This is a genomic window from Donghicola tyrosinivorans, assembly GCF_003003355.1.
GTDB classification, from domain to species: Bacteria; Pseudomonadota; Alphaproteobacteria; order Rhodobacterales; family Rhodobacteraceae; genus Donghicola; species Donghicola tyrosinivorans.
On record NZ_PVTQ01000006.1, the window covers coordinates 38,345 to 59,987 of the forward strand.

The window sequence follows — 21,643 nt, forward strand, 5'->3', positions numbered from 1 at the left end:
TTCTCTGCCGACAAGTCGTTTCAGAGGCTTTCGGATGTGCGTTGACTGCGGCACCAGTTGCTCATCATGGCGGTCGGGGTCCGGCGATATTGGGAACATCGAACTTCTGCCTAAGTCTCAGCTACTCAGGCACCCGTGCTGTTGCGGCTATGGCCAACGGGCCAATCGGCGTCGATGCCGAGACGATACGTCCCTTGGACGATTTGGACACATTGATCGCAGAGACCTGCCATTGTTCAGAGCAAGCCGTATTGAGTGGCCTTGATCCAACAGAACGATTGCGGAAGTTCTATGAATTCTGGACCGGTAAAGAAGCATATTCGAAGGGATTGGGCGCGGGTCTAAGCATTGCGCCAGAGCGAATCTCCCTGAGCGCGCGACCGGGAAGCGTCTTTTTTGACGGCTGCAAAACCCGTTGGTCTGTCTATTTCATGGGCGCAATAGGCGGCGAAGTGGTCAGCCTCGCAAAATTGTGAAAGCTCAGTTTTCTGCTCAGATGGAGAGTGCTGGTCGGACAGTCGCCGTTCTCAGCGCGATGCCTGCGCGGGTGTTTTGGCGGTTGGGGGCCAAAACAGGTGTTAGAGCCCCTCACGCAGTATCAGCGGCTGTTGGGGAAATCGTGGGCCCGGAAGCGCGGAATTTCAGGGGGCTGATTGCAAAGGCTTCAGTTGACTAGGGATGTATGGTGGCCCCAGTTCGCAGACCTAGAACGCGGCAGTTTTGGTGTCCCTAGGCGCAAAATCTGTTGTGGCAAAACGTGAATTTTTAGCAATCTTTCCTGTGATCGCACAAAATTTCATCGCCTTGTATTGCATTAATGTGCTGTTTTCCTGAACAATGGCTGCACGTGCAGAAAATGGCCTTGCTTAGCGTTGCACCTTATTTTCTACGCTAAAAGCATTGGCAAATTGCCAGCCATCCAGCACCAGAGCGGTAGTGCGCGAGGATTACGTAGTCAATCGGATGATTTTTGCCGAACCGTATCTCATTTGATGAAGTATTTCGCCAATATCTGTGGGAAATGCATGGGGCGCTATTCTCTCATTTTACACAGATCTTCTACAATAGATTGTATTCTCTTGTGTAGTGCAATTTTAGGGATTTCTGCCTCTGGCAATGAGAACTCGTGCGAGGACCTGAGTTGCCTCTTATCAAATTTACGAAATAGCCATCTGTGGCGGCTATGGTGCCTCGGTCATCCTGAAAGGAGCGTCTCGTACACTTCAGTAAGAGAAGAGATTTGATACTTCTGATTACATTTTGGGATCTTTTGGGCTTTGGTAGGCAAGACATTCTGTCGGTCTGATGTTGTCGCGTTTGCAGTTTACCTTAGGAAATTCGGGCTATTCATCTCATGCTTGCATTTTTGCATCGAAGATTTTTCACTTTGTGATGTGACGGACGGTTCACATTCTACAACTATTCATGTAATCAAAATGATGTGGTAGGTGGGGCGTTTTTATTTATCTCTCCTTAGCCTTTGTAAAATGACTCAGAAATGATTGACAATTTTCTTTCCCTTCATGCACGAGAACTGATCCCGATTCTTCTAGCGTCGCTTGCGGTTTGCTATTTATTAATTCGTGGCAAACATCTCAGCCCTAGGTTGACGGGAAGTCACTCGAACCTCGTCGCGGTCCAGTCTGCGCACACAAAAATCACGCCTCGAATTGGCGGGGTCGCAATTTTCGCGGCGTTGCTCGGATTGATTTTTATCGTTGATCCAAGCGATCAAAGTTTTCTGCTTAAATTTATCTTCGGCGGGAGCATTATTTTCTTTGTCGGCCTTGCCGAAGACCTCGGGTTCGGTGTTTCGCCTAAGCGGCGGTTGTTGGCGGTGTTTGCTGCGGGGATTGCTGTTGTGGTGCTGGACGGTGTCTGGTTGACTCGTCTTGGTGTGCCCTTCCTAGATACGCTCGTCGTATTTCCGCTGTTCGGCATTCTTGCCGCGCTAATTTTGACCTCAGGGGTGGCAAATGCCTTTAACATGGTTGATGGCGTTAACGGCCTTTCGGGCGTGACTGCGATCGCCGCCGCGATGTCGCAGTCGCTGATCAGTTGGCATGCGGGATATGAGTTTGGAATCCTCTTCGGATTTGGCCTGGTCGCCGCGGTGTTCGGATTCCTCGCCTTCAATTTCCCACGTGGATTGATATTCCTTGGGGACGCTGGCGCTTACACCTTGGGCTTCGCGGTCAGCTGGCTGGGGATCTTTGTCCTCGAAAGCAATGCCGAGGTTGCGCCTTGGGCGATCTTCCTGTCGATGTTCTGGCCGATCTCTGACATGCTTTTGGCGATCTATCGCCGTTCGCGCCGTAAGGCAGACGCTATGGCACCGGATCGGCTGCATGCACATCAGCTAGTTATGCGCTCGCTTGAACTGCTTTTCTTGGGCCGCGCGCGCCGCTACATCTCGAACCCGCTGACGACGTTGATCCTGGCACCTTTCGTCGCGGCACCCGCGATGACCGGAGCTTACTTCTGGAACAACAACCTTGCGGCTGCTTTGTCTGTATTCGGGTATTTCACCCTCTTTTGGGGCAGCTACTTTGCAGCGCTTAAAGTGATCCCGAAGCTTCGCAAGAAGATTGCCAAACCAGCAGAGCAGGACGATCACGAAAGTGGTGTTCTGGTTTCAGACGCTGCGTGAGCTCAAACCGGCCAATTGATGGCCGGTTTTTCTTTTTCCGAAAGGTCAGAAAGTTCTGAGGGTGCAGCCCGCAGTGGTTATGTGGCCCGCTGTAAGGCCGCGTCCTTGGTAGGCCCCTGTGTCAAGTGCGATGCGGCCATCGGAGATACCTGCTTTTTCCATGATTGTGTGACCATGGACGACGCAAATATCGTCGTCGCGGGACGCGCTGTAGAATTCTGGATGACCCCAAAGCAACGTGCGCTCGCTTTGCTTTTCCGGTTCGCGCTTGGGGTTCATGCCTGCATGAACGCACCAGATGTTTCCGGTGCTCCAAGAGATCGGCAGGTTCCGAAGCCAGCTTTGCATACCGTCAGGCAGAGCGTCTTCAAAGCGGTCGGCAAGCTCTAAAGCCTCTTCGGCATCGGGTCGCTTCGAGGCGTCTGAAATCCCGAAACTCTCGAGTGTTTCGCGTCCGCCAAAGCCAAGCCAGCGCGCACCTAATCCTGCCGGATCATCGATGAATTCAAGCAGCATCTGCTCGTGGTTGCCCATCAGGCAAACCACTTGTGATGGGTTTTCGGTCTGCAGTCGCCAAAGACGTGTTAAAACGTCTGCCGAATGTGGGCCTCGATCGACCATGTCGCCAAGTGTTACCACGAATTGGTCCTTGATGTGCTCCAGGGCGCGGCCCAAATTGTCGTTGCAGCCGTGAATGTCGCCGATTGCCCAGAAATTCTGCTGAGGGGCAAATATCGTTTCCCGCGTAGGTCTGGGGAGTTGGACGCGTTTTTCATTGGCGCTGCCGCCAAAAATAGAACGGATTTTTCCAAACATTTCGGGATCCCCAATCGCCAAGAAGTGCTGCGAATTTTTAAACCTTCTCAACGGGTTTTATCAACAGATCAAGCCGTAAAACCACGCAAAATCCGTTGCTGTATTGCGCAAAGTCACGTAGTTGTGTCCGCATGAAAGTCGTCACGAGACAGAAATATTTACTCGCTCCTGTTCAGGATACTGCGTTGTTGAAAGCTTCCGCTCAATCAAAAGCCACCCGGGGAATTGCCTGTCTTTTAGCTGGTGCGGCAATCGTGTTTGGTGGTGGCGCACGTGCGCAGGACGGCAGTCATAGCTATTCGATGTTTGGTACCGTCGGTTTGATCGATATGCCGACAGCGGAAAGCGCCCCCGATGCGGAATTTGCGACGACGCTTACAGACTTTGCCCATAGCTCTCGCGGTACGCTGACGTTCCAAATGACGCCGCGCTTGTCGGGCAGTTTTAGATACTCGAGGATTTCGCGTACACCTGACGCCTTCCGTTTGGGAGAAGAGTACGCACTGTACGACCGATCCTTTGACCTGCGGTTTCGCGTGCTGGACGAGACAAGCACATTGCCAGCCGTCGCGATCGGGCTGCAGGATTTCGTGGGTACAGGCGTTTATTCCGGCGAATATGTTGTCGCAACCAAGTCTTTCGGGGAGAAGCTGAAAGGCACTGTCGGTCTGGGTTGGGGCCGCTTTGGTAGTGCGAATGGCGTCACAAATCCCTTGGGCGCAATCAATAGTGCCTTCGAGACACGTCCTCAAAGGGATTACGGGAAGGGCGGCGAAGTAGAGTCCAGCCAGTGGTTCCGTGGCGATATGGGGGTCTTCGCAGGGCTGTCTTATCAGGCGACGGACAAGCTGTCCTTCAAGGTCGAGTATTCGTCCGACGATTACTCATATGAGCGAAACCGCACTGCGCCGCTATTTGATCGGGTTTCACCGGTCAACTGGGGTGTGAGCTATGAGGTTTTTGACGGGATTTCGCTTCAGGCCTACTCGATGTACGGCTCGGAAATTGGGGTTGCGATTTCTTCCGCGTTAAACCCTCGGAAACCCGAAGTATTTGGCGGAACTGAAACCGCGCCTGTCCCGGTGTTGGCGCGTGATCAAGCCCCTTCTTTGGACCTTGGCTGGGAAGCAGATCCCGAAATTCGCCGCGATATCAGAACCCAAACTTCGGATATGATGGCGAACGAAAAGATGGTCCTTGAGGCCATGAAGATCACTGGGGACACAGCGACGATCTTTATCCGCACGTCGCGCTACAACACGAATGCGCAAACCATTGGTCGTGTCGCGCGGATTGCGACCGGTACCTTGCCGGCGTCGGTGAACACGATCGTCGTTGTGCCTATCGGCAATGGCCAACCTCTTTCAAAAGTTGTCCTAAGGCGACAGGACCTTGAGGATTTTGAAAGTGCGCCCGATGGCGCGTGGGAAACTTATATTCGCGCGCAGATCAAAGACGCCTATGGCGAAACCGAGGGTGCCGAATATCCTGACGATGCCTATCCACGGTTCTCTTGGGGTCTGCAGCCATATAGCAAGGCCAGCTATTTCGATCCGGACAATCCGATCCGTATCGGCGTTGGCGCTGCAGCGACGGCCATATTTAATATCCGTCCCGGCACTTTTATCACGGGGCGTTACAACCAGCGTCTTGCTGGCAACTTGGGCGCAAGCGGGCGCAGCGATCCATCAGAGCTGCCGCGTGTTCGCACAGATGTCTATAAGTACCATGAGACCGATGGCGGGATCGATAACCTTACTCTTGGTCATTACTTCCGTCCGGGCCCCGATCTTTATGGCCGGTTTACCCTTGGCTATTTCGAGACGATGTACGCGGGCGTCTCGGGTGAGCTGCTGTGGAAGCCGGTAGACAGTCGCTTGGCTCTAGGCGTTGAATTGAATGAGGTCGTGCAGCGTGACTTCGACAAAGGCTTTGGCCTGCGCGATTACCGGACCACGACTGGCCATGTGTCCGCCTATTACGCATTTAATGGTGGGTATCTGGGCCAGATCGATGCGGGGCGCTATCTTGCCGAGGATTGGGGGGCGACCTTCTCGTTGTATCGGGAATTCGATAATGGCTGGTTGATCGGCGCCTATGCGACGCTGACCGATGTGCCGTTTGAAACCTTTGGCGAGGGCTCGTTCGACAAAGGGATCGTGCTGAACGTTCCGCTTGATTATTTCACGGGCAAACCTGTGGGCGGCAGTGTTGGCGGTACGATCCAGCCGATCCTTCGTGACGGTGGTGCCCGTGTCGTCGTACCCGGACGTCTCTACGATACTGTGCGCGAGGCGCAAAATCCTGTCCTGCGTAACACTTGGGGGCGGTTCTGGCGATGAAACTACTGCGTAACTTGCTTCTGTGCGTTTCGGTGGCCTTTGCGTTTTCGGCCTGCGGTTCGGACACTTCGCCTTCTGAGACCTTCGGTGAAATCAAGACCCAAATCCAGCAATTGCGCGGGACCAAGGCGGCATCACCAAACGCCGAGCAGATCAAAGCGGCTTTGACGCCTGAGGTGCGAGCACAATTTGGCAACCGGCCCTTCATTGTGACCACAATGGACGAGCCTCCTGTCTCGGCCGGCTTGTTTTTGGTCAGCGACCGTCAGGGAAAGAAGATTTATCAGACGGTAGACAATATCGCGCTGACTTTGGACGGCGGGATTGTCGTCGCGACCCGTGGCCTTGGTTTTGACCTTATGGATGCGGATGTCCGCCAAATTCATGGGGCCATCCGGAATGGGGGTGGGCGAGCATCACGCGTCCATCGCTATCTAGATGGCGAAAACCACACAGTATTGCGTGCCTTCGATTGCGTTATCGAAGTCCAAGGGACTTCGGCAGTCGAAAAATGTTATGGGTATGACACAGAATTTGAAAACATGTATCGAACCAATCAGGCAGGAGCAATCGTAGCCTCTCGCCAATGGCTCGGACCGGAACGCGGCTTTATCTCGATCGAAGATCTGGGATAAGCGCCTGAATAGAAACCGATTGAACCCGTATCCGGCGTATCTGCGCGCCGGATATGAATTGAGGGGACCCGATGCTAGCTAGAGCATTCGCTATTCTTGGACTTTCATTTGTGACCGGCTGCGGCGCGATTTATGTGCCGTCAAAAGTGTCCGACGCGAACGGAAAAGTCCGTGTCGTTGCTCTGAACGCAGAGAGCGTTCTGGCTGCGAACACCTCTGTCTATCAGCCAAAGCAACTGCCCGCGGTGTTTTTCCAGACTGCCGGTAGCGCGGGTCTGGCTCAGGCGGCGCGCCCTGCCCCCTCGCCGACGTTGGACCGTCCGTCGCGTCCTGCTTCGCTTGAACTGCGTGAACCACCTGTGGTGCCTTCGGCCCCTTATGAAATCGGTGTCGGAGATGTTCTGCTACTCGCGACGCGCGATGTGGGCAACACCATCGAAGAACTTAGCGGTCTGCTGGCGGCGCAGAACCGTCGTCAAGGCTACACTGTTCAGGACGATGGCGCGATTGCGATCCCCGATGTGGGCCGCGTGCCCGTTGCCGGACTGACCTTGGAAGAGGCCGAAGCACGCCTGTTCCAGCGCCTGTTGGACAACCAGATCGATCCGACCTTCAGCCTTGAGATTGCAGAGTTCAACTCGAAGAGCGTCTCGATTGGCGGTGCCGTGGGGCAACCTGCAATCATCCCGCTCAGCCTGTCGCCAGTGACGCTGGATCAGGCCCTGTCGGCTGCCGGTGGCATCCAGACCCCCGATCTGGACTATGCCTCGATCCGGATCTACCGCGATGGGAGCCTCTACCAGATTCCGCTGACCGATTACCTGCAACGGGCAAATCTGCAAAAGACCCGTCTTGCAGCCGGTGACAGCATTTTCGTGGATACCGAGTATGAGCTGTCCCGTGCGCAGGCTTATTTTGACGAGCAAATCCAGATTGCCCAGTACAATCAGACGGCTCGGATTCAGGCCCTGAACGAGCTTCAGGCAGAGGTGAATCTGCGGCGCGCGAACCTGCAGGAAGCCCGCGCGAACTATCAGGCCCAGTCCGATTTTGACGCGGTGGATCGTGACTACGTCTATGTGACCGGCGAAGTCAGTAAGCCCAACCGCTTTGCCCTGCCCCTTGGCCGGACGGCATCGCTGGCTGACGCGATCTACAATGACGGCGGCTTTTCTTCGCAAACCGGCAACCCCGCGCAAATCTACGTGCTGCGGGCATCCAATGATCCTGCGGCTTTTGGGGCAGTCACTGCGTGGCATCTGAATGCGCGCAATGCTGCGAACATGACGCTGGCGACCCGGTTCGAGCTGCGCCCGAATGACGTGGTCTTTATCGCCGAACAGCCGGTGACCCGTTGGAACCGCACAGTCCAACAGATCGTCCCGTCGCTGCTGTCTCAGGGCATCAGTGTCGCGAGTGCGCAGTAACCGGCGACATGAAAGAAACAATCGCGGAAAGGCTCGCAGAAATGCGAGCCTTTTTTCACATTTTTCTTAGCAAAATTGTGAAAAAGTCGGCGGTTTCAGCCCATAATGGCATGTTTCTTTTGGCATTCCCTCCCAATCTGGATATATCGAAGCCAATTGTGACCACTGATCTCACAGTGATATTTCGTTAATCCTTGTGACCAGCTTTTACCCACCCGTTTTGCCCAATCAGTGTATGGGCCCAATACCGGCTCGGAAGTGAAATCAATCAATGCTTAGCCCCAATCAACCGCTCCAAAATCTGAACGATGCCGATGACGAAATCGATCTTCTGGCGCTTCTTGGCACGCTGTGGCGCGGGAAAATCTGGATTCTCGCCGCGGGCCTTGCCGCTCTGATCATCGGTGCGTGGTACGTTTTGTTCGCAGCGACCCCGATGTACACCGCAAGTTCCTCGGTAGCGCTTGAAAGCCGTGAACAGCAGGTGATGGACATTGAAAGTGTCGTCACTGGCCTTAGCGGCGATACGTCAACCATCAACACCGAGGTCGAAGTTCTGCGGTCGCGCGAATTGATTGAACGTTTGGTGCTGGACCTCAAGCTACAGGACGATCCGGAGTTCAATCCGTCGCTTCTGCCCGAGCCCGCATTTTCGGTTGGAAAACTGGTCGGTTTCATCAAAGAAGCGGTGTTGGGAGAGGCCGAGGTTGTTGAACCCTTGGAAGAACAGCGTGTGATCGATGGGGTGGTGAGCCGTGTGCTGAACCAAGTCTCGATCTCAAACTTGCGTCAGAGCTATGTGTTCACCATTACCGTTCAAACGCAGGAGGCACGCAAATCCGCCGCTATCGCGAACCGGCTTGCACAGCTTTATATTGACGATCAGGTGCGCGTAAAATTCGAGAAAACAGAACAGGTTACCAAATGGCTGAGTGAGCGGGTCGTGGATCTGCAAATCTCGCTGGAAGACTCTGAAGAACGTCTGAAAACCTTCGTCAGTAACGCCGACCTGATCAGCCCTGAAGGTCTGATTGCTGTTAACCGCCAGCTCAAAGAACTGCGCGAGCGTCGCGCTCTTCTGGAGACTTCTCTAGTCGCAAAGCAGCAAGAAATTGAGGGTTATAAGAACTGGCTTGCAACTGGTGATTTCGCGGCATTTGCGTCTGAAACCCGTGACGACATTCTGAACCGGCTGCTGTTGAATGGTGATGACGAAGCCATCCAGAAAAGCCGATTGGAAACGCGGGCGCAGACCTTGATCGCTCGGGCCGAAGGGGAAGCGGAGCGGATCAGCGGTCAGATTGCAGCTTTGGGTATTTCGATTGAGGAAGTCTCGGCTCGGGCCGCGCGTCAGTCCGATGAATTGGTCAAGCTGCAGCAGTTCGAGCGTGAAGCCGAGGCCAGCCGACTGATCTATGAGGCGTTTCTGAGCCGCCTGAAAGAGGCCAGCGTTCAGCAAGGCATCCAGCAGGCCGACAGCCGTATCCTGAGTGAAGCGGTGATCCCGAGTGCCCCCTCAAGCCCCAAAAAAGGACGCGTTCTGGCGTTGTCGCTTATTCTTGGGCTGATGATCGGTTCGGGCGGTGTTCTTGCGAAAGAGATGACCCAGAACACCTACCGTCTGGCTGAAGATCTTGAGCAGAAGACCGGTTATGCGGTGATCGGTCAGATCCCGACCATTCCGGCGCGTCGCCGCTCGAATGTTCTGAAGTACCTGACGGATAAGCCCAACTCAGCAGCGGCAGAGGCAATCCGGAACCTGCGCACCTCGCTGCGCTTGGCCAATATCGACCATGACCCGAAGGTGATCATGTCCACATCCTCGATCCCCGGGGAAGGTAAGACAACACAGTCTATCTCGCTGACCCAGAACTTTGCGGGGCTTGGTGAAAAGGTGCTGTTGGTCGAAGGCGACATCCGCAAGCTGGTCTTCCGCGAGTATTTCGACATCAAGAAAAAGCATGGTCTTCTGTCAGTGGTCTCTGGCGACATCCCGCTGGAGGATGCGATTGCCTATAACGACACGCTGAAGGCAGACATTCTTTTCGGTGAAAAGTCGGCTATCAACGCTGCCGACTTCTTCTCTTCTGCCAAGTTCGGCGAGTTCATCGAAATGCTTCGTAGCAAGTATGATCGCATTATCATCGACACCCCGCCGGTATTGGCGGTGCCTGATGCGCGTGTGATCGGGCAAAAGGTCGATGCGATCCTCTATACGGTGCGTTGGGACTATACCATGAAGCGTCAAGTCACCGATGGTCTGCGTACTTTAGAGACCGTTAACCTGCGTCCGTCTGGTCTTGTCCTGGGTCAGATCGATAAGCGTGGAATGAAGCGTTACGGTTATGGTGATTACTACGGCGCCTACCACAGCTACTACGAAAGCTGAGAATCATGTGGCCCTACTTACAGTTGAAAGTGGGGCCGCTGAAACAACTAAAAGTTTATATCTTGATATTGCGTGATTAATTGACGTTTCCAAATCTGCCTCAAGGGTCATAATGACAGCCTTTTTAACGTAAATTTCGGAAATGCACTTTTCATGGGCCTCAACGGTTTGCTATTAGATTGGCAAGCCTTTCAGATGGAGAGTTTCCATGAAAAACCTACTTCTCGGTACGACGATTGCTTTGTTTCTTCCCGCTGCAGTTATGGCACAGGGCGGCGTAGGCGCTGCTAGCGTAAGCTCTGGTGGCGCAGGTGCTGGTGCAGGCGCAGGTGCTGGTGCAGGCGCTGCTGGCGCAGGTGCCGGTGCGGGCGCTGCCGGTGCGGGCGCTGCTGCCGGCGCAGGTGCTGCTGCCGGCGCAGGTGCTGCTGCAGGTGCCGCTGCCGCAGGTGCGGCCGCCGCAGCGGGTGCTGCTGCTGCTGCCATTGGCGGTCTTGGCGCAGTTGCTGTGTTGGGTACGGGTGCGGCGATCGCAGCCGTCGGCGCAGCCGTCAAGAACAACCAGAACAAAGACGACAACAACAAGCGCGCGACCACCGCGACCACCGCGACAACCAGCACCACTGGTACCAACTAAGGTTGGTCTGCTTGATCGAACAAAGAAGAATGGCGCTCCGGCGCCATTTTTTGTTTCTGGATAGCCTGAAATTGGCCGAACCACCCAACCGTCAGGGTTACATCGATGGTTCCCATTAGGTTTTAACCCGCTCTTCAAATCACGCTGAGGTTTCGCCGCACTGCGCTTTCCTTACGTCGTTAAAAGCTCAGGATAGCTCTATCCTACTGATATTGTTCGATGATGGGTGCTCTGCCAACTCAGAGTCGACAGTCCAATCGGGATTGTCATCTGACTTTCATCAAACCGTCAACGAACCGATACCTACCCCGTTCATGCACTTACCGATTACAAGTCCAACGGGGATATTCCTATGTACCGCACGCGTGTCTGCTTGACCGCAGCCATTGCGCTTTTCGCGCATGAAGCTGCCGCCGAGATGAACTTCAACCGCATCGCAAGCTTTGCCACCCCCGCCAACATGGCTGCAGGCGAAGACATGAACCGCGAAACCTCGGCCGAGATCATTTCGGTAACCGAGGATGGCATGACGCTGGTCTACACCGACAGCCCCCTTGGCGTGATCGGTCGCATCGACATTACCGATCCCAAAGCCCCCAAGGCGATGGGTAATGTGGACATGGGCGGCGAGCCGACTTCGGTTGTCGTGGCCGGCGCCTCCGCGCTGGTTGGTGTGAATACCTCGGACAGCTATACGCAGCCGTCGGGCAAACTGGTGACCGTGGATGTGGCCTCTGGTGATATCATTTCGGAATGCGATCTTGGCGGTCAGCCGGATTCAATTGCGAAATCGGATGATAATTCGTTTGTGACTCTGGCGATTGAGAACGAGCGTGACGAAGATCTGGGCGATGGCCGTGTTGGGCAGGAACCTGCTGGTTTCATGGTGAAATTGCCGTTGCAAAACAACGCGCCTGTCTGTGACCAGATGCAGAAGATCGACGTGACCGGTCTGACCGAGATCGCTCCGAACGACCCCGAGCCTGAGTTCGCGGATGTGAATGGTCTGGGCGAAATCGCTGTGACGCTGCAGGAAAACAACGCCATCGTCATCATCGGTGCCGACGGTAAAATCATGAACAGCTTTTCGGCGGGTGCCGTTGATCTGACCGAGATTGACGCCACAGATGAGCGCGGCGCGCTTGTCTTTACCGAAAGCCAGATGGGCCGCTTGCGCGAGCCCGACGGTCTTGGCTGGATTGACAACGATCATTTTGTCATTGCGAACGAAGGCGACATGGACGGCGGTTCGCGCGGGATCACCGTGTTCAATAAGAACGGCACCGTTATCTACGAGAGCGGCAACAGCTTTGAACACGCTGTCATCCAGTCCGGCCATTACCCCGACAAACGTTCGGATGCAAAAGGCGTTGAACCTGAGGGGATGGAAGTTGCCACCTTCGGCGGCACGCCCTACGCCTTCGTTTTGGCAGAGCGCGCGTCGGTCGCCGGTGTCTACGATATGACCGACCCTGCCAACCCGGTGTTGAAGCAAATCCTACCGTCGGGCATCAGCCCTGAAGGCGCCGTTGCGATCCCCGCGCGGAACCTGCTGGCCACCGCGAATGAGGCGGACCTTGGTGAAGACGGTGCAGCCCGTGCGCATGTGATGATCTACGAATATCAGGACGCGCCCGCAGCTTACCCGACCATCACGTCGGCCGGTGCGGAAGATCTGATCGGTTGGGGTGCTCTGTCGGGGATGACCTACGCTGATGGCAAGGTCTATGCGGTGAACGACAGCTTCTACAGCTACCAGCCCACCATCTTCCAGATCGATGCCACGCAGACACCTGCCAAGATCGAAAAAGCCATCTCTGTGACCCGCGCTGGTCGCCCTGCCCAGAAGTTGGACATGGAAGGTATCGCAGCCGTCGGCGAAGGCGGTTTCTGGATTGCAAGCGAAGGCCGGACGGACCGTGTCGTCCCCCATGCGCTGTATCACGTGAACGACAAAGGCGCGATCAAAGAAGAAATCGGCCTACCTGCCGAGCTGATGGCCGTCGAAAAGCGTTATGGCTTCGAAGGCATCACCAAGATTGGCAACACCCTGTGGATGGCCGTTCAGCGTGAATGGGCGGACGACGAAAAAGGCATGGTCAAACTGGTGGCCTACAACCTTGAAACCGAAGAGTGGGGCGCAATGCACTACCCGCTGGACAAGGGCGAGGAAGGCTGGGTTGGCCTGTCGGAAATCACTCTGCACGGGGATGCAGTCTACTTCATCGAACGTGACAACCAGATCGGTGATGCTGCCAAGATCAAGCAAATCACACGCGTTCGTGCTGCAGATTTGGTTCCCGCACCGCTGGGTGGTGAACTGCCGGTGGTTGCCAAAGAAGTCGTGCGCGATCTGATCCCTGACCTCAAAGCCTTCGGCGGTTATGTCGTGGACAAAGTCGAAGGTCTGACCTTCGACGGCGAAGGCAACATGCTGGTGATCAGCGATAACGATGGTGTCGACGATAGCTCGGGCGAGACGTTCTTCCTGAACCTTGGCCCCGTGACCGCGATGAACTGATCTAGACGTCTGTTACTAAACGGAAAAGCGGCGCACAGGAAGCTGTGCGCCGCTTTGCTTTTTGTGCCTTTGCCGAAACATGTCCGGCAAACACGGGACGTCCCATTTTTGACCCGTAGACTCTGTGATCACGTGCCCGGCGGCAATGTACCCGCGCTGGCGAGGGCACTGTTCTTGTAGCGCTTATCTTCGGTGACATCTGTGCCGAACCAATCGGGCGGGCTGAAGGCTTTGGCAGCCTCTAGTTTTGCGAACTCGACCTCAACCATAACCAAACCGGTTAGTGCCCCTTCAAAAATATCGACTTCGCAAGGGAAACCATCGCTTAACGTGCCGGTATAACGGGTCTTTTCAAGGCGGCGACCTTCGGTGGCGGGCCAGAGGGTGTCGAACTGTTCCTGGCTCAGCGCGGTTTCATATTCTGCCCGCGCCAAAGTCCCCTTGGATTTCACGGTGATGAAGTACCCCTGCCCCTTCTGGCGCACGCGGACCTCATGCCCTTCGCCGCCGACCGTGATGTAGCCTTGGCGGACCACTTCGGCGACATAACCGCTCAGGTCCGGCGCGGTCGGCACAAGGAACTTGCGTTCGATTTCTTGCACGGCGCTCATGGGATTATAGCCTTTCCATCAGTTCATCGTGAAGCGTTCCATAGGCTTGCGCGGCTTGACTGCGGGGTGCGGTTGCCATGACTGGCGCGCGCTGAACGCCCATCCTCTCGATATCGGAGGTGAAGGCGATCTGGGTCTTTAGAAAGCGCTTTTTGTGCTGTTTGCGCATATCTTCCATCGTTTGCCCATGCAGGGACTTCACGCCTTGGGTCATGGAAAAGAATGCGTGCAGCTTTTTCAGGGGCAGTTTGTTGGCCTGAAAAAACTGCTCCAACTGGATATAGGTGCGCTGGGACAAGGTCGTCGGGATCACCGGCACAATGATGCCATCGGCGGCGCTGAAGACATTCTCGGAGAGGGTCGAGATATTGGGCGGGCAGTCCAGCAAGATCACATCGTAATCCCCCTTCACTGCCTTCAGAGCCTTTTTCAACCGCGAGCGACTGTTCCGCATCCGGCTGAGAAACACGTCAAAATCGCGGAAGGTCATGTTGGCGGGCAGTATGTCCAAACCGTCAAAGTCACTGGCGCGGATCGCTTTGGTAAACCGTTCAACGTCCTCGAAAAACTTGGTTTCAGTCAGCTTTTTCGAGGGCTTTACACGAAAATAAAAGCTCGAGGCCCCCTGCGGGTCCAGATCGCACAGCAGCGTACGCTGGCCCTTTGCCGCCAAAGCGTAGGCAAGGTTCACCGCCGTCGCGGTTTTTCCCACGCCGCCTTTGTTCGAATAGCAGGCAATGATCTTCATTCTCAGCTTTTCCCCCCATGGAACAGATCGCGGAAAGTCTGTTGTGTTTCTTTGCTGTTGAACATTGCAAAACTGTCCACGACCTTTAGCCTTTCCTCTCGCTGGCGCTGGTGCAGCACGGCAATCAAAGCACCGACGCTTTGGGCAAGCTGCATGTTGCGATCATGGTCCTTTGTGCCGAGGCTATCCAGAAACGCGGTAAGACTGTTTTGTTGCACCGAATAGTCGTTGAATAGACCAAGGTTATCCTGAAGCTTTTTCAATGGCTTGAGAAGTGACTTGAAAGCGGTTTTCGGGAATGCAGGGGCAAAGAACTCCATCAGGTAGCGCAGTTTTTTGCACTGGATGCGTAGTTCATGGACCATTTCGTCCTCGGTTTGATCGTCAATCGCCTCAGCGATCTGGCAGATCTTGCGGTAGCGTTTCCAGATCAGCTTTGCTGCATAGGTCTGCGCATTCCGATCGCCCTCGGGCCCCGGACGCAGCTTGTGGCAGGTGTCGAAGCGGTTGATCAGGGCGGTGATCTCGGCCTCATAGGCGGGGCTTTGGAGGTGCGCGGCCAGTGTTGCCAATTGGGCTGTGCGCTCTTCGGCGAACATCTGGAACATTCGCTCCAGACCGGCGTGCAGGCTTTCGGGCAGCAGATCGAAAAAGAACTGACGTTCTTGCATATAAACATCCAGATCGCGCAGACGGCCGGTCAGGGCCATCAGGTCCGAGAATTGCTGCTTTAGCGCCAGTGTCTGTTTGTCTTTGTAGACATCTTTGAAGAGGCTCAGAACGGATCGGATTTTCCGCAGAGCGATCCGGTAATCGTGCAGGAATTCGATGTCCGTATCTGCGATGATGCCGGCCTCATTCCGGCGGGCCACTGCCAGATAGGCTTTGATGATCCCGGTCGCGGCATCATAAGCCGTTGTTTTGGCGCCTAGTTTCAGATCAGGTTTTGCCACATAGGGGCGATGGTCGGGGTTGAGTGCGGCGATAACCGAGGCTTCGGTCAGCGTCTTTGCCCCGCATGCACCCAGTGCCTTGATCAGCTGTGTATAGGCGCCATCGTAGCCGCGCAGGGCTTGCGGTTGGACGATGGCGGCAGAGCCGTCTTGGGCCGTCAGTACGTGGAATTCTGCGCGGGCGCGGGTCTTTTCTTCCGTGTCTACCAACGCCAGCAGCACCTGCTGCATCCGCCCCTGCGCCATAGGTAATAGACTGCGCAGTTCCGGCACGGCCCCGAGTGCCTGCCTAACCGGACCGTCAGGCAAATCCGTGACAAACTCAACCGGGTCCTTCCCAACGTACTGTGTGATCGGGCCATGGGCGGCAGGCCAAAGCAACAGATCGGATCCGCTTCGCACCAGACATATCCCACGACGGCGCAGATGTTCGTCGTGGGTGTCCAACACTTTGAAGGGAAAATCATTCTCGCCGCGCGTCAGGCGCGCCCGCAGCTTTCCGATAGGTTTGCCCGACAAGGTATCAAGCGCATCGGACCTGACAAGGTAGCTCGGCAAAAATGTCAGAGACATAAACTCAGGACCTTTTCAAATAGTCTTCAACAAGGGTTTCAATGATCTTCTGGACGCTGCTGTCTTCTTCAATGGCCCGCAATTTCAGGGCCTTGAGCGTCTTGGCCTCCAGACGCAGTGAGGTGTTTTTCTTCTTGTCCTTGCCCTCTTTGTCGGAGGCATCTTTTTGTTTCGGCATCGGGGCACCATTGATGACGTAATGACGTCATCATTTCACGGTGGTGTGGGTATTGCAATCATGGGGCGAGTTTTTCTTGACTGCACTCCCGCGGGGCGACAAGGCCGCGCCATGACTGTCTTTAAGGGCGACATAAAAGTTTCGTGGACCTGTCACTGTCTCTTTGCATTGCGGTGATTTCTGAAACCTCATGCAAACGAGTGACCCTTTTATTCAGATCGACAACGTCCGCCGCGCCTTCGAAAACAGCATTGCGCTGGACGGCGTGTCTGTCTCGTTCGAGCGGGGTGCGTTCTCGGTTTTGCTGGGACCCTCGGGCTGCGGTAAGTCCACCTTATTGCGTCTGATCGCGGGTCTGGACCAGCCGACCGCCGGTGTAATCTGGGTTGAGGGCAAGGATGTCACCGCCCTGCCACCAAGCGGACGGGATCTGTCGATGGTCTTCCAGTCCTACGCGCTGTTCCCGCATCTGTCTGTCGCGCAGAACATCCTGTTTGGATTGACGGTGCGCCGGACAGCCAAGGCGGATATGTCCCGCCGTTTGGCTGTTGTGGCGCAGATGATGGGGTTGTCCGCCTTTCTGGATCGCAAGCCTGCGCAGCTTTCGGGCGGCCAACAGCAGCGAGTGGCCTTGGCGCGCGCAGTGATCAGCGAACGGCCGATTTGTTTGATGGATGAACCTCTTTCGAACCTTGACGCAAAGCTGCGGGCCGAAATGCGGGTCGAGCTGCGGGCTTTGCAGCAAAAGCTGAGGCTGACAGTGATCTACGTGACCCATGATCAGGTCGAGGCCATGACCATGGCTGACAAGATCATTGTCATGAACGCGGGCCGTGTTGATCAGGTTGGCACGCCCGAGCAGATTTACACCCGTCCCGCATCGACCTTCACGGCGGGCTTTATCGGGACGCCGCCGATGGCCCTGTTCGATCCGGTTGATTTGGCAGGTGGGCCTGTGCCGCAGGTGCGCCAGCCCCATGTGATCGGGCTGCGACCCGAAGACATCCACCTTAGCCATTCGGGGCCGACTGCGCGGTTGACGGGCGTTGAATATCTGGGTGCGGACCGACTGATTTCGGCCCAAGCGGGGCAGACAGCGTTCATCATGCGCACCCCCGCCAGCGCCCCTTTGCCGGCGCCAAAATTCCGGTTTGGTTGGCTTGCCGCATCGGCCAGCGTCTTTGACGCTACCACAGGCAAACGTTTGCCCCAGTACGATTTTCCCACCCCGTCCCTAGCTCAAAAGGACACGACCCATGAAACTGCGTAACGTCTTTTTCGCCAGCAGCGCGCTTGTCGCTTTGGCAAGCGGTGCTTCGGCACTCGATCTGGAGTTCTACTTTCCCGTAGCCGTCGGTGGCGCGGCAGCGGACACCATACAGAGCCTGACCGAAGAATACATGTCCTTGAACGAGGGCGTGAACATCGAGGCGATCTACACCGGCTCTTACGCGGACACGACCACCAAGGCGATCACTGCCGTGCGTGGTGGCAATGCACCCCAGCTGATCATTTCGCTCTCGACCGACATGTTCACCTTCATCGACGAAGACATGATCGTGGCGTGGGATGATTTCGTCACCGAAGACGAGCAGAAAGACTGGATCGGCGGCTTTTACTCCGCATTCATGGCGAACAGTCAGACCGAAGGTAAAACCTGGGGTATCCCCTTCCAGCGCTCGACCCCTGTTCTGTATTGGAACAAAGAGGCCTTTGCCGCCGCAGGTCTGAACCCCGATCAAGGCCCCGCCAACTGGGCCGAGATGGTGGAGATGGGCAAGGCCCTGACCGTCAAGGATGACGCTGGTAACGTCACCCAATGGGGCGTGCATATTCCGTCGTCGGGCTTCCCCTCGTGGCTCTGGACTGGTGTTGTCGCTGGTAACGCCGGCAAGCTGGCGGACCAGTCGGGTACCAAGGTGTCTTTTAATTCGGACGAAGCTGTTGGCGCTCTTGAGGCACTGGTTGCCCTCTCGACCACGGACGAAGTCATGGCTCCCGGCATTCTGGATTGGGGCGGCACGCCCAAGGCCTTCTTTGACGGTCAGGCCGCGATGATCTGGACCACCACCGGCAACCTTACCAACGTGCGCACCAATGCGCCCTTTGATTTTGGCGTTGGCTTCCTGCCTGGTCTGACCCAGAACGGCGCACCCACCGGCGGCGGCAACTTCTATCTGATCAAAGGCTCGGATCAGGCAGAGCTTCAGGGCGCTGCGGATTTCGTGAAATGGGTCACCGCGCCTGAACAGGCCGCCAAATGGACCATTGCAACCGGCTATGTGGCACCCCGTCCCGACGTTTGGGAAACCGAGACCATGAAGGCCTACACCGCTGATTTCCCGCAAGCGCTTGTCGCCCGTGACCAGCTGGAGTTCGCCGTTCCCGAACTGTCGACCTTCGAAGGGCCTAAAGTCACCCAGACGCTGAATTCGGCTCTGGAGTCGGCGATCACCGGTCAGGCTAGCCCGCGCGATGCGCTGGACGGCGCTCAGGCTGCCGCTGAAGCAATCCTGAAGCCCTATTTCTAAACCCAAGACGCGGGGTGCCTGTCACAGGTGCCCCGTTTCCCTTTCGGGCGGAGCGATACAATGGTGAAACGGGAATGGATTTACGCGTGGGCGCTGCTCTTGCCTGCTTTTGTATTCCTGATCACGTTCACCCATCTGCCTGCCGTCCAAACGCTGATCAACAGCCTGTATACCACGCCCAAGGGCCGACGCGCGGCGATGTTCACGGGCCTTGGCAATTATCAGCAAATGCTCAGCGATCCGGTCTTCCTGAAGGCTATGGTGAATTCTGGGATCTATGCGCTGGTGACCATTCTGGCTTCGATCCTGCTGGCCTTGGCGATGGCGCTGCTGGTGCATCGCAGTTTTCGCGGCGTGGGCCTCATGCGGATGTCATTTTTCACTCCCACGGTGCTGCCCCTGATCGCGGTAGCGAATATCTGGCTGTTCTTTTACGCGCCGGGGTTTGGTCTGATCGACCAGATCCGCGTGTTCTTTGGTCTGGCATCAGCCAATTACGCGGGCCAGCCTGATACCGCTCTTTATGCAGTCGCAGCCGTGACGATCTGGAAAGAGGCGGGCTTTTTCATGATCTTTTTCCTTGCCGCCCTGCAGACCGTCCCCGAAACCCTGCGCGAGGCTGCCGCGATCGAGGGCTGTTCCCGTTGGACTTTTTTTCGCCGCGTGACCTTGCCGTTGATCATGCCAACAACGCTGTTTGTCTCGGTCAATGCGGTGATCAACGCCTTCCGGCTCGTGGACCATGTATTCGTGATGACCAAAGGCGGGCCGGACAATGCCTCGATGCTGCTGCTTTACTATATCTTCGAGACCGGCTTTCGCTACTGGGACACAGCCTATGCAGGGGCGCTGACCATGGTTCTGATTGCCATCCTCGCGGCAGTCGGGATCGGGCAGTTCTTTCTGGCTGACAAGCGGGTGCACTACAGATGATGCAGGACACAGCCCTTGATCGCATTTTAATGCGCAGCGGTGGTGCACTGCTGGCGCTGCTTTGGTTTGTACCGCTGGCCTATGCGATTTGGGCAGCCTTTCACCCCGCCGCCTTTGAGGCACGCTTTGATCTGACCGCGCCGCTGACCCTTGGGAATTTTTCGGCGGCGTGGCAGCAGGCTCCTTTTGCCCGCTATTTTCTGAACACCTTTCTTTTGGTGGCGATGATCCTTGCAGCGCAACTAGTGCTGTGCACGCTGGCCGCCTTTGCCTTTGCGCGGCTCTCGTTTCCCGGAAAGTCGATCCTGTTCGCCTTGATCCTGCTGCAACTGCTGGTCATGCCCGACATCCTGCTGGTCGAGAATTATAAGACCATGCGGGCGCTTGGGCTGGTGGATTCAATTCTAGCGATTGGCCTGCCCTATTTTGCTTCGGGCTTTGCGATCTTTCTGCTGCGCCAAACCTTCATGACCATCCCCAAAGAACTGGATGAAGCCGCGCGGATCGAAGGCTGCTCCCTTCTTGGCGTCTTGTGGCGGGTCTATGTGCCTTTGGGCAAGCCCGCGATGCTGGCCTTTGGTCTCGTGTCGGTCAGCCATCACTGGAACAACTTTCTGTGGCCGCTGATCATCACCAATTCGGTCGAGACGCGTCCTCTGACCGTGGGTCTGTCGATCTTTGCTACCACTGACAGCGGCACCTCTTGGGCGGTGATCAATGCGGCGACACTGATGACCGCGGCCCCGCTGCTCTTGGGATTTCTTCTGTTTCAACGCCAGTTCGTGCAAAGCTTTATGCGCGCTGGCATCAAGTAAAGGATCACTCAAATGGCTCTGTCCACCTTCGGCGCTGCCGTGACCTATGATGATTTCGGGCATCTCAAAGACTGGCTCTGCGAAGCAAACCGCCCGATTGAAATTCAGGACTTCGTTTATCCGGATGTGATCGTCGAAGATTGCACGGCGCTGGTCGAAGCCTACCAGAAGGCGCTGGACGGTCACAAAGGCCCGCGCGGCATCCACGGGCCGTTTTTCGGGCTGGACCTGTCGAACCCTGATCGCGATATCCGCGCAATCGTGCAGCAGCGCTTTATGAAAGGCCTTGAGATCGCCGAAGCCCTTAGCGCCACCCATATGGTGATCCACAGCCCATTCACCTTCTGGCACCACCTCAACCGCCGGAACTATCCAAATGTGATCCCGGATATGTATGAGGCCGCCGCCGACTGTCTGACCCCCGTGCTGGCCCACGCGGGCAATATCGGCTGCACGTTGATGCTGGAGAATATCGATGACACCGATCCGGCGACCCGCGTTGATCTGGTGCGGCAGATCGATCATCCGAACCTCAAGGTTTCAATCGACACCGGCCACGCGGATCTGGCGCATAACAACTATTCCGCGCCGCCAGTGAATGACTTCATCGCGGCGGCCAGCGGTGTTCTGGGCCATGTCCATTTGCAAGATGTGGATGGCTATGCAGACCGTCACTGGCATCCGGGTGAGGGCGATATCAACTGGTCACCCTTGCTGAAGGCGCTTGAGCGCCTAGAAGAATGCCCGCGCCTGATCCTTGAAGTGCGCCGCTACACGGATCAGTTGCCTAAAACTGTTGCGTGGCTTGAAGGATTGGCTTGAACTTATTTGTAAATTTGAATTGCAAAAATGGCACGCCAATCTTGAAGCGCAAATAAGGAAAAGCC

18 protein-coding genes are annotated in these 21,643 nt (G+C 55.9%); 13 read left to right on the forward strand and 5 right to left on the reverse strand.

The genetic code is table 11. The features are described 5' to 3' along the window. The first annotated feature begins 149 nt into the window (after positions 1-149). Entirely contained in the window at positions 150-476 is a 327-nt protein-coding gene (locus CLV74_RS22810; RefSeq protein WP_281260659.1) for a 4'-phosphopantetheinyl transferase family protein, read from the forward strand. Positions 477-1,498: 1,022 nt separating this feature from the next. Beyond that, the gene (locus tag CLV74_RS10380; RefSeq protein ID WP_106264334.1) at positions 1,499-2,650 is read left to right on the forward strand and encodes an MraY family glycosyltransferase; all 1,152 of its coding nucleotides are present in this window, start codon (positions 1,499-1,501) and stop codon (positions 2,648-2,650) included. Between the two features lie 45 nt (positions 2,651-2,695). On the opposite strand, the gene CLV74_RS10385 is transcribed toward CLV74_RS10380, so the two are convergent. Beyond that, entirely contained in the window at positions 2,696-3,466 is a 771-nt protein-coding gene (locus CLV74_RS10385; protein ID WP_106264336.1) for a metallophosphoesterase family protein, read from the reverse strand. Positions 3,467-3,651: 185 nt separating this feature from the next. Between CLV74_RS10385 and CLV74_RS10390 the strand changes: the two genes are divergently transcribed. The 6 genes from CLV74_RS10390 to CLV74_RS10415 all read left to right on the forward strand — a co-directional run bounded on the left by CLV74_RS10390 (position 3,652) and on the right by CLV74_RS10415 (position 13,414). Beyond that, positions 3,652-5,808, forward strand: coding sequence for a YjbH domain-containing protein (locus tag CLV74_RS10390; RefSeq protein ID WP_245888517.1), 2,157 nt, complete (start codon positions 3,652-3,654; stop codon positions 5,806-5,808). Next, positions 5,805-6,443: a YjbF family lipoprotein gene (locus CLV74_RS10395; protein ID WP_106264340.1), complete on the forward strand. Its 639-nt coding sequence runs from the start codon at positions 5,805-5,807 to the stop codon at positions 6,441-6,443. The genes CLV74_RS10390 and CLV74_RS10395 overlap by 4 nt, the downstream gene beginning before the upstream one ends. Positions 6,444-6,514: 71 nt before the next feature. Beyond that, the gene (locus CLV74_RS10400; protein ID WP_106264342.1) at positions 6,515-7,870 is read left to right on the forward strand and encodes a polysaccharide biosynthesis/export family protein; all 1,356 of its coding nucleotides are present in this window, start codon (positions 6,515-6,517) and stop codon (positions 7,868-7,870) included. Between the two features lie 271 nt (positions 7,871-8,141). After that, positions 8,142-10,259 (forward strand): GumC family protein, encoded by a 2,118-nt coding sequence (locus CLV74_RS10405; protein WP_106264344.1) that lies wholly within the window; start codon positions 8,142-8,144, stop codon positions 10,257-10,259. Positions 10,260-10,467: 208 nt separating this feature from the next. Further along, a complete protein-coding gene (locus CLV74_RS22815) occupies positions 10,468-10,893 on the forward strand; it encodes a hypothetical protein (protein WP_170108020.1) in 426 nt (141 codons plus the stop codon). 352 nt (positions 10,894-11,245) lie between these two features. Continuing rightward, a complete protein-coding gene (locus tag CLV74_RS10415; RefSeq protein WP_106264347.1) occupies positions 11,246-13,414 on the forward strand; it encodes an esterase-like activity of phytase family protein in 2,169 nt (722 codons plus the stop codon). A gap of 128 nt (positions 13,415-13,542) precedes the next feature. Here CLV74_RS10415 and CLV74_RS10420 read toward each other — a convergent pair whose 3' ends face one another. From CLV74_RS10420 to CLV74_RS22570, 4 genes are read right to left on the reverse strand one after another with little or no spacing between them, the layout of a single operon-like run. Then, positions 13,543-14,025 carry a CYTH domain-containing protein gene (locus CLV74_RS10420; RefSeq protein WP_106264350.1) on the reverse strand — a complete coding sequence of 161 codons (483 nt, stop codon included), beginning with the start codon at positions 14,023-14,025 and terminating at the stop codon, positions 13,543-13,545. Between the two features lie 4 nt (positions 14,026-14,029). Further along, the gene (locus CLV74_RS10425; RefSeq protein WP_106264352.1) at positions 14,030-14,773 is read right to left on the reverse strand and encodes a ParA family protein; all 744 of its coding nucleotides are present in this window, start codon (positions 14,771-14,773) and stop codon (positions 14,030-14,032) included. A 2-nt stretch (positions 14,774-14,775) separates the two neighbouring features. Continuing rightward, entirely contained in the window at positions 14,776-16,299 is a 1,524-nt protein-coding gene (locus CLV74_RS10430) for a CHAD domain-containing protein (protein ID WP_106264354.1), read from the reverse strand. Between the two features lie 4 nt (positions 16,300-16,303). After that, positions 16,304-16,477 carry a ribbon-helix-helix protein, CopG family gene (locus tag CLV74_RS22570; protein ID WP_146134930.1) on the reverse strand — a complete coding sequence of 58 codons (174 nt, stop codon included), beginning with the start codon at positions 16,475-16,477 and terminating at the stop codon, positions 16,304-16,306. Positions 16,478-16,667: 190 nt separating this feature from the next. Here CLV74_RS22570 and CLV74_RS10435 point away from each other — a divergent pair, with 190 nt between their 5' ends. Genes CLV74_RS10435 through CLV74_RS10455 form a run of 5 tightly spaced genes read left to right on the forward strand, consistent with a single transcriptional unit; the run spans position 16,668 to position 21,578 of the window. Beyond that, positions 16,668-17,747: an ABC transporter ATP-binding protein gene (locus CLV74_RS10435; protein ID WP_106264357.1), complete on the forward strand. Its 1,080-nt coding sequence runs from the start codon at positions 16,668-16,670 to the stop codon at positions 17,745-17,747. Further along, positions 17,734-19,008, forward strand: a complete 1,275-nt coding sequence (locus CLV74_RS10440; RefSeq protein ID WP_106264359.1) for an ABC transporter substrate-binding protein — start codon at positions 17,734-17,736, stop codon at positions 19,006-19,008. Before CLV74_RS10435 ends, CLV74_RS10440 begins: the two co-directional genes overlap by 14 nt. A gap of 60 nt (positions 19,009-19,068) precedes the next feature. After that, positions 19,069-19,941 (forward strand): carbohydrate ABC transporter permease, encoded by an 873-nt coding sequence (locus CLV74_RS10445; protein WP_106264362.1) that lies wholly within the window; start codon positions 19,069-19,071, stop codon positions 19,939-19,941. Further along, positions 19,938-20,756, forward strand: a complete 819-nt coding sequence (locus CLV74_RS10450; protein WP_245888518.1) for a carbohydrate ABC transporter permease — start codon at positions 19,938-19,940, stop codon at positions 20,754-20,756. Before CLV74_RS10445 ends, CLV74_RS10450 begins: the two co-directional genes overlap by 4 nt. 12 nt (positions 20,757-20,768) lie before the next feature. Further along, positions 20,769-21,578: a sugar phosphate isomerase/epimerase family protein gene (locus CLV74_RS10455; RefSeq protein WP_106264364.1), complete on the forward strand. Its 810-nt coding sequence runs from the start codon at positions 20,769-20,771 to the stop codon at positions 21,576-21,578. Positions 21,579-21,643 lie beyond the last annotated feature (65 nt).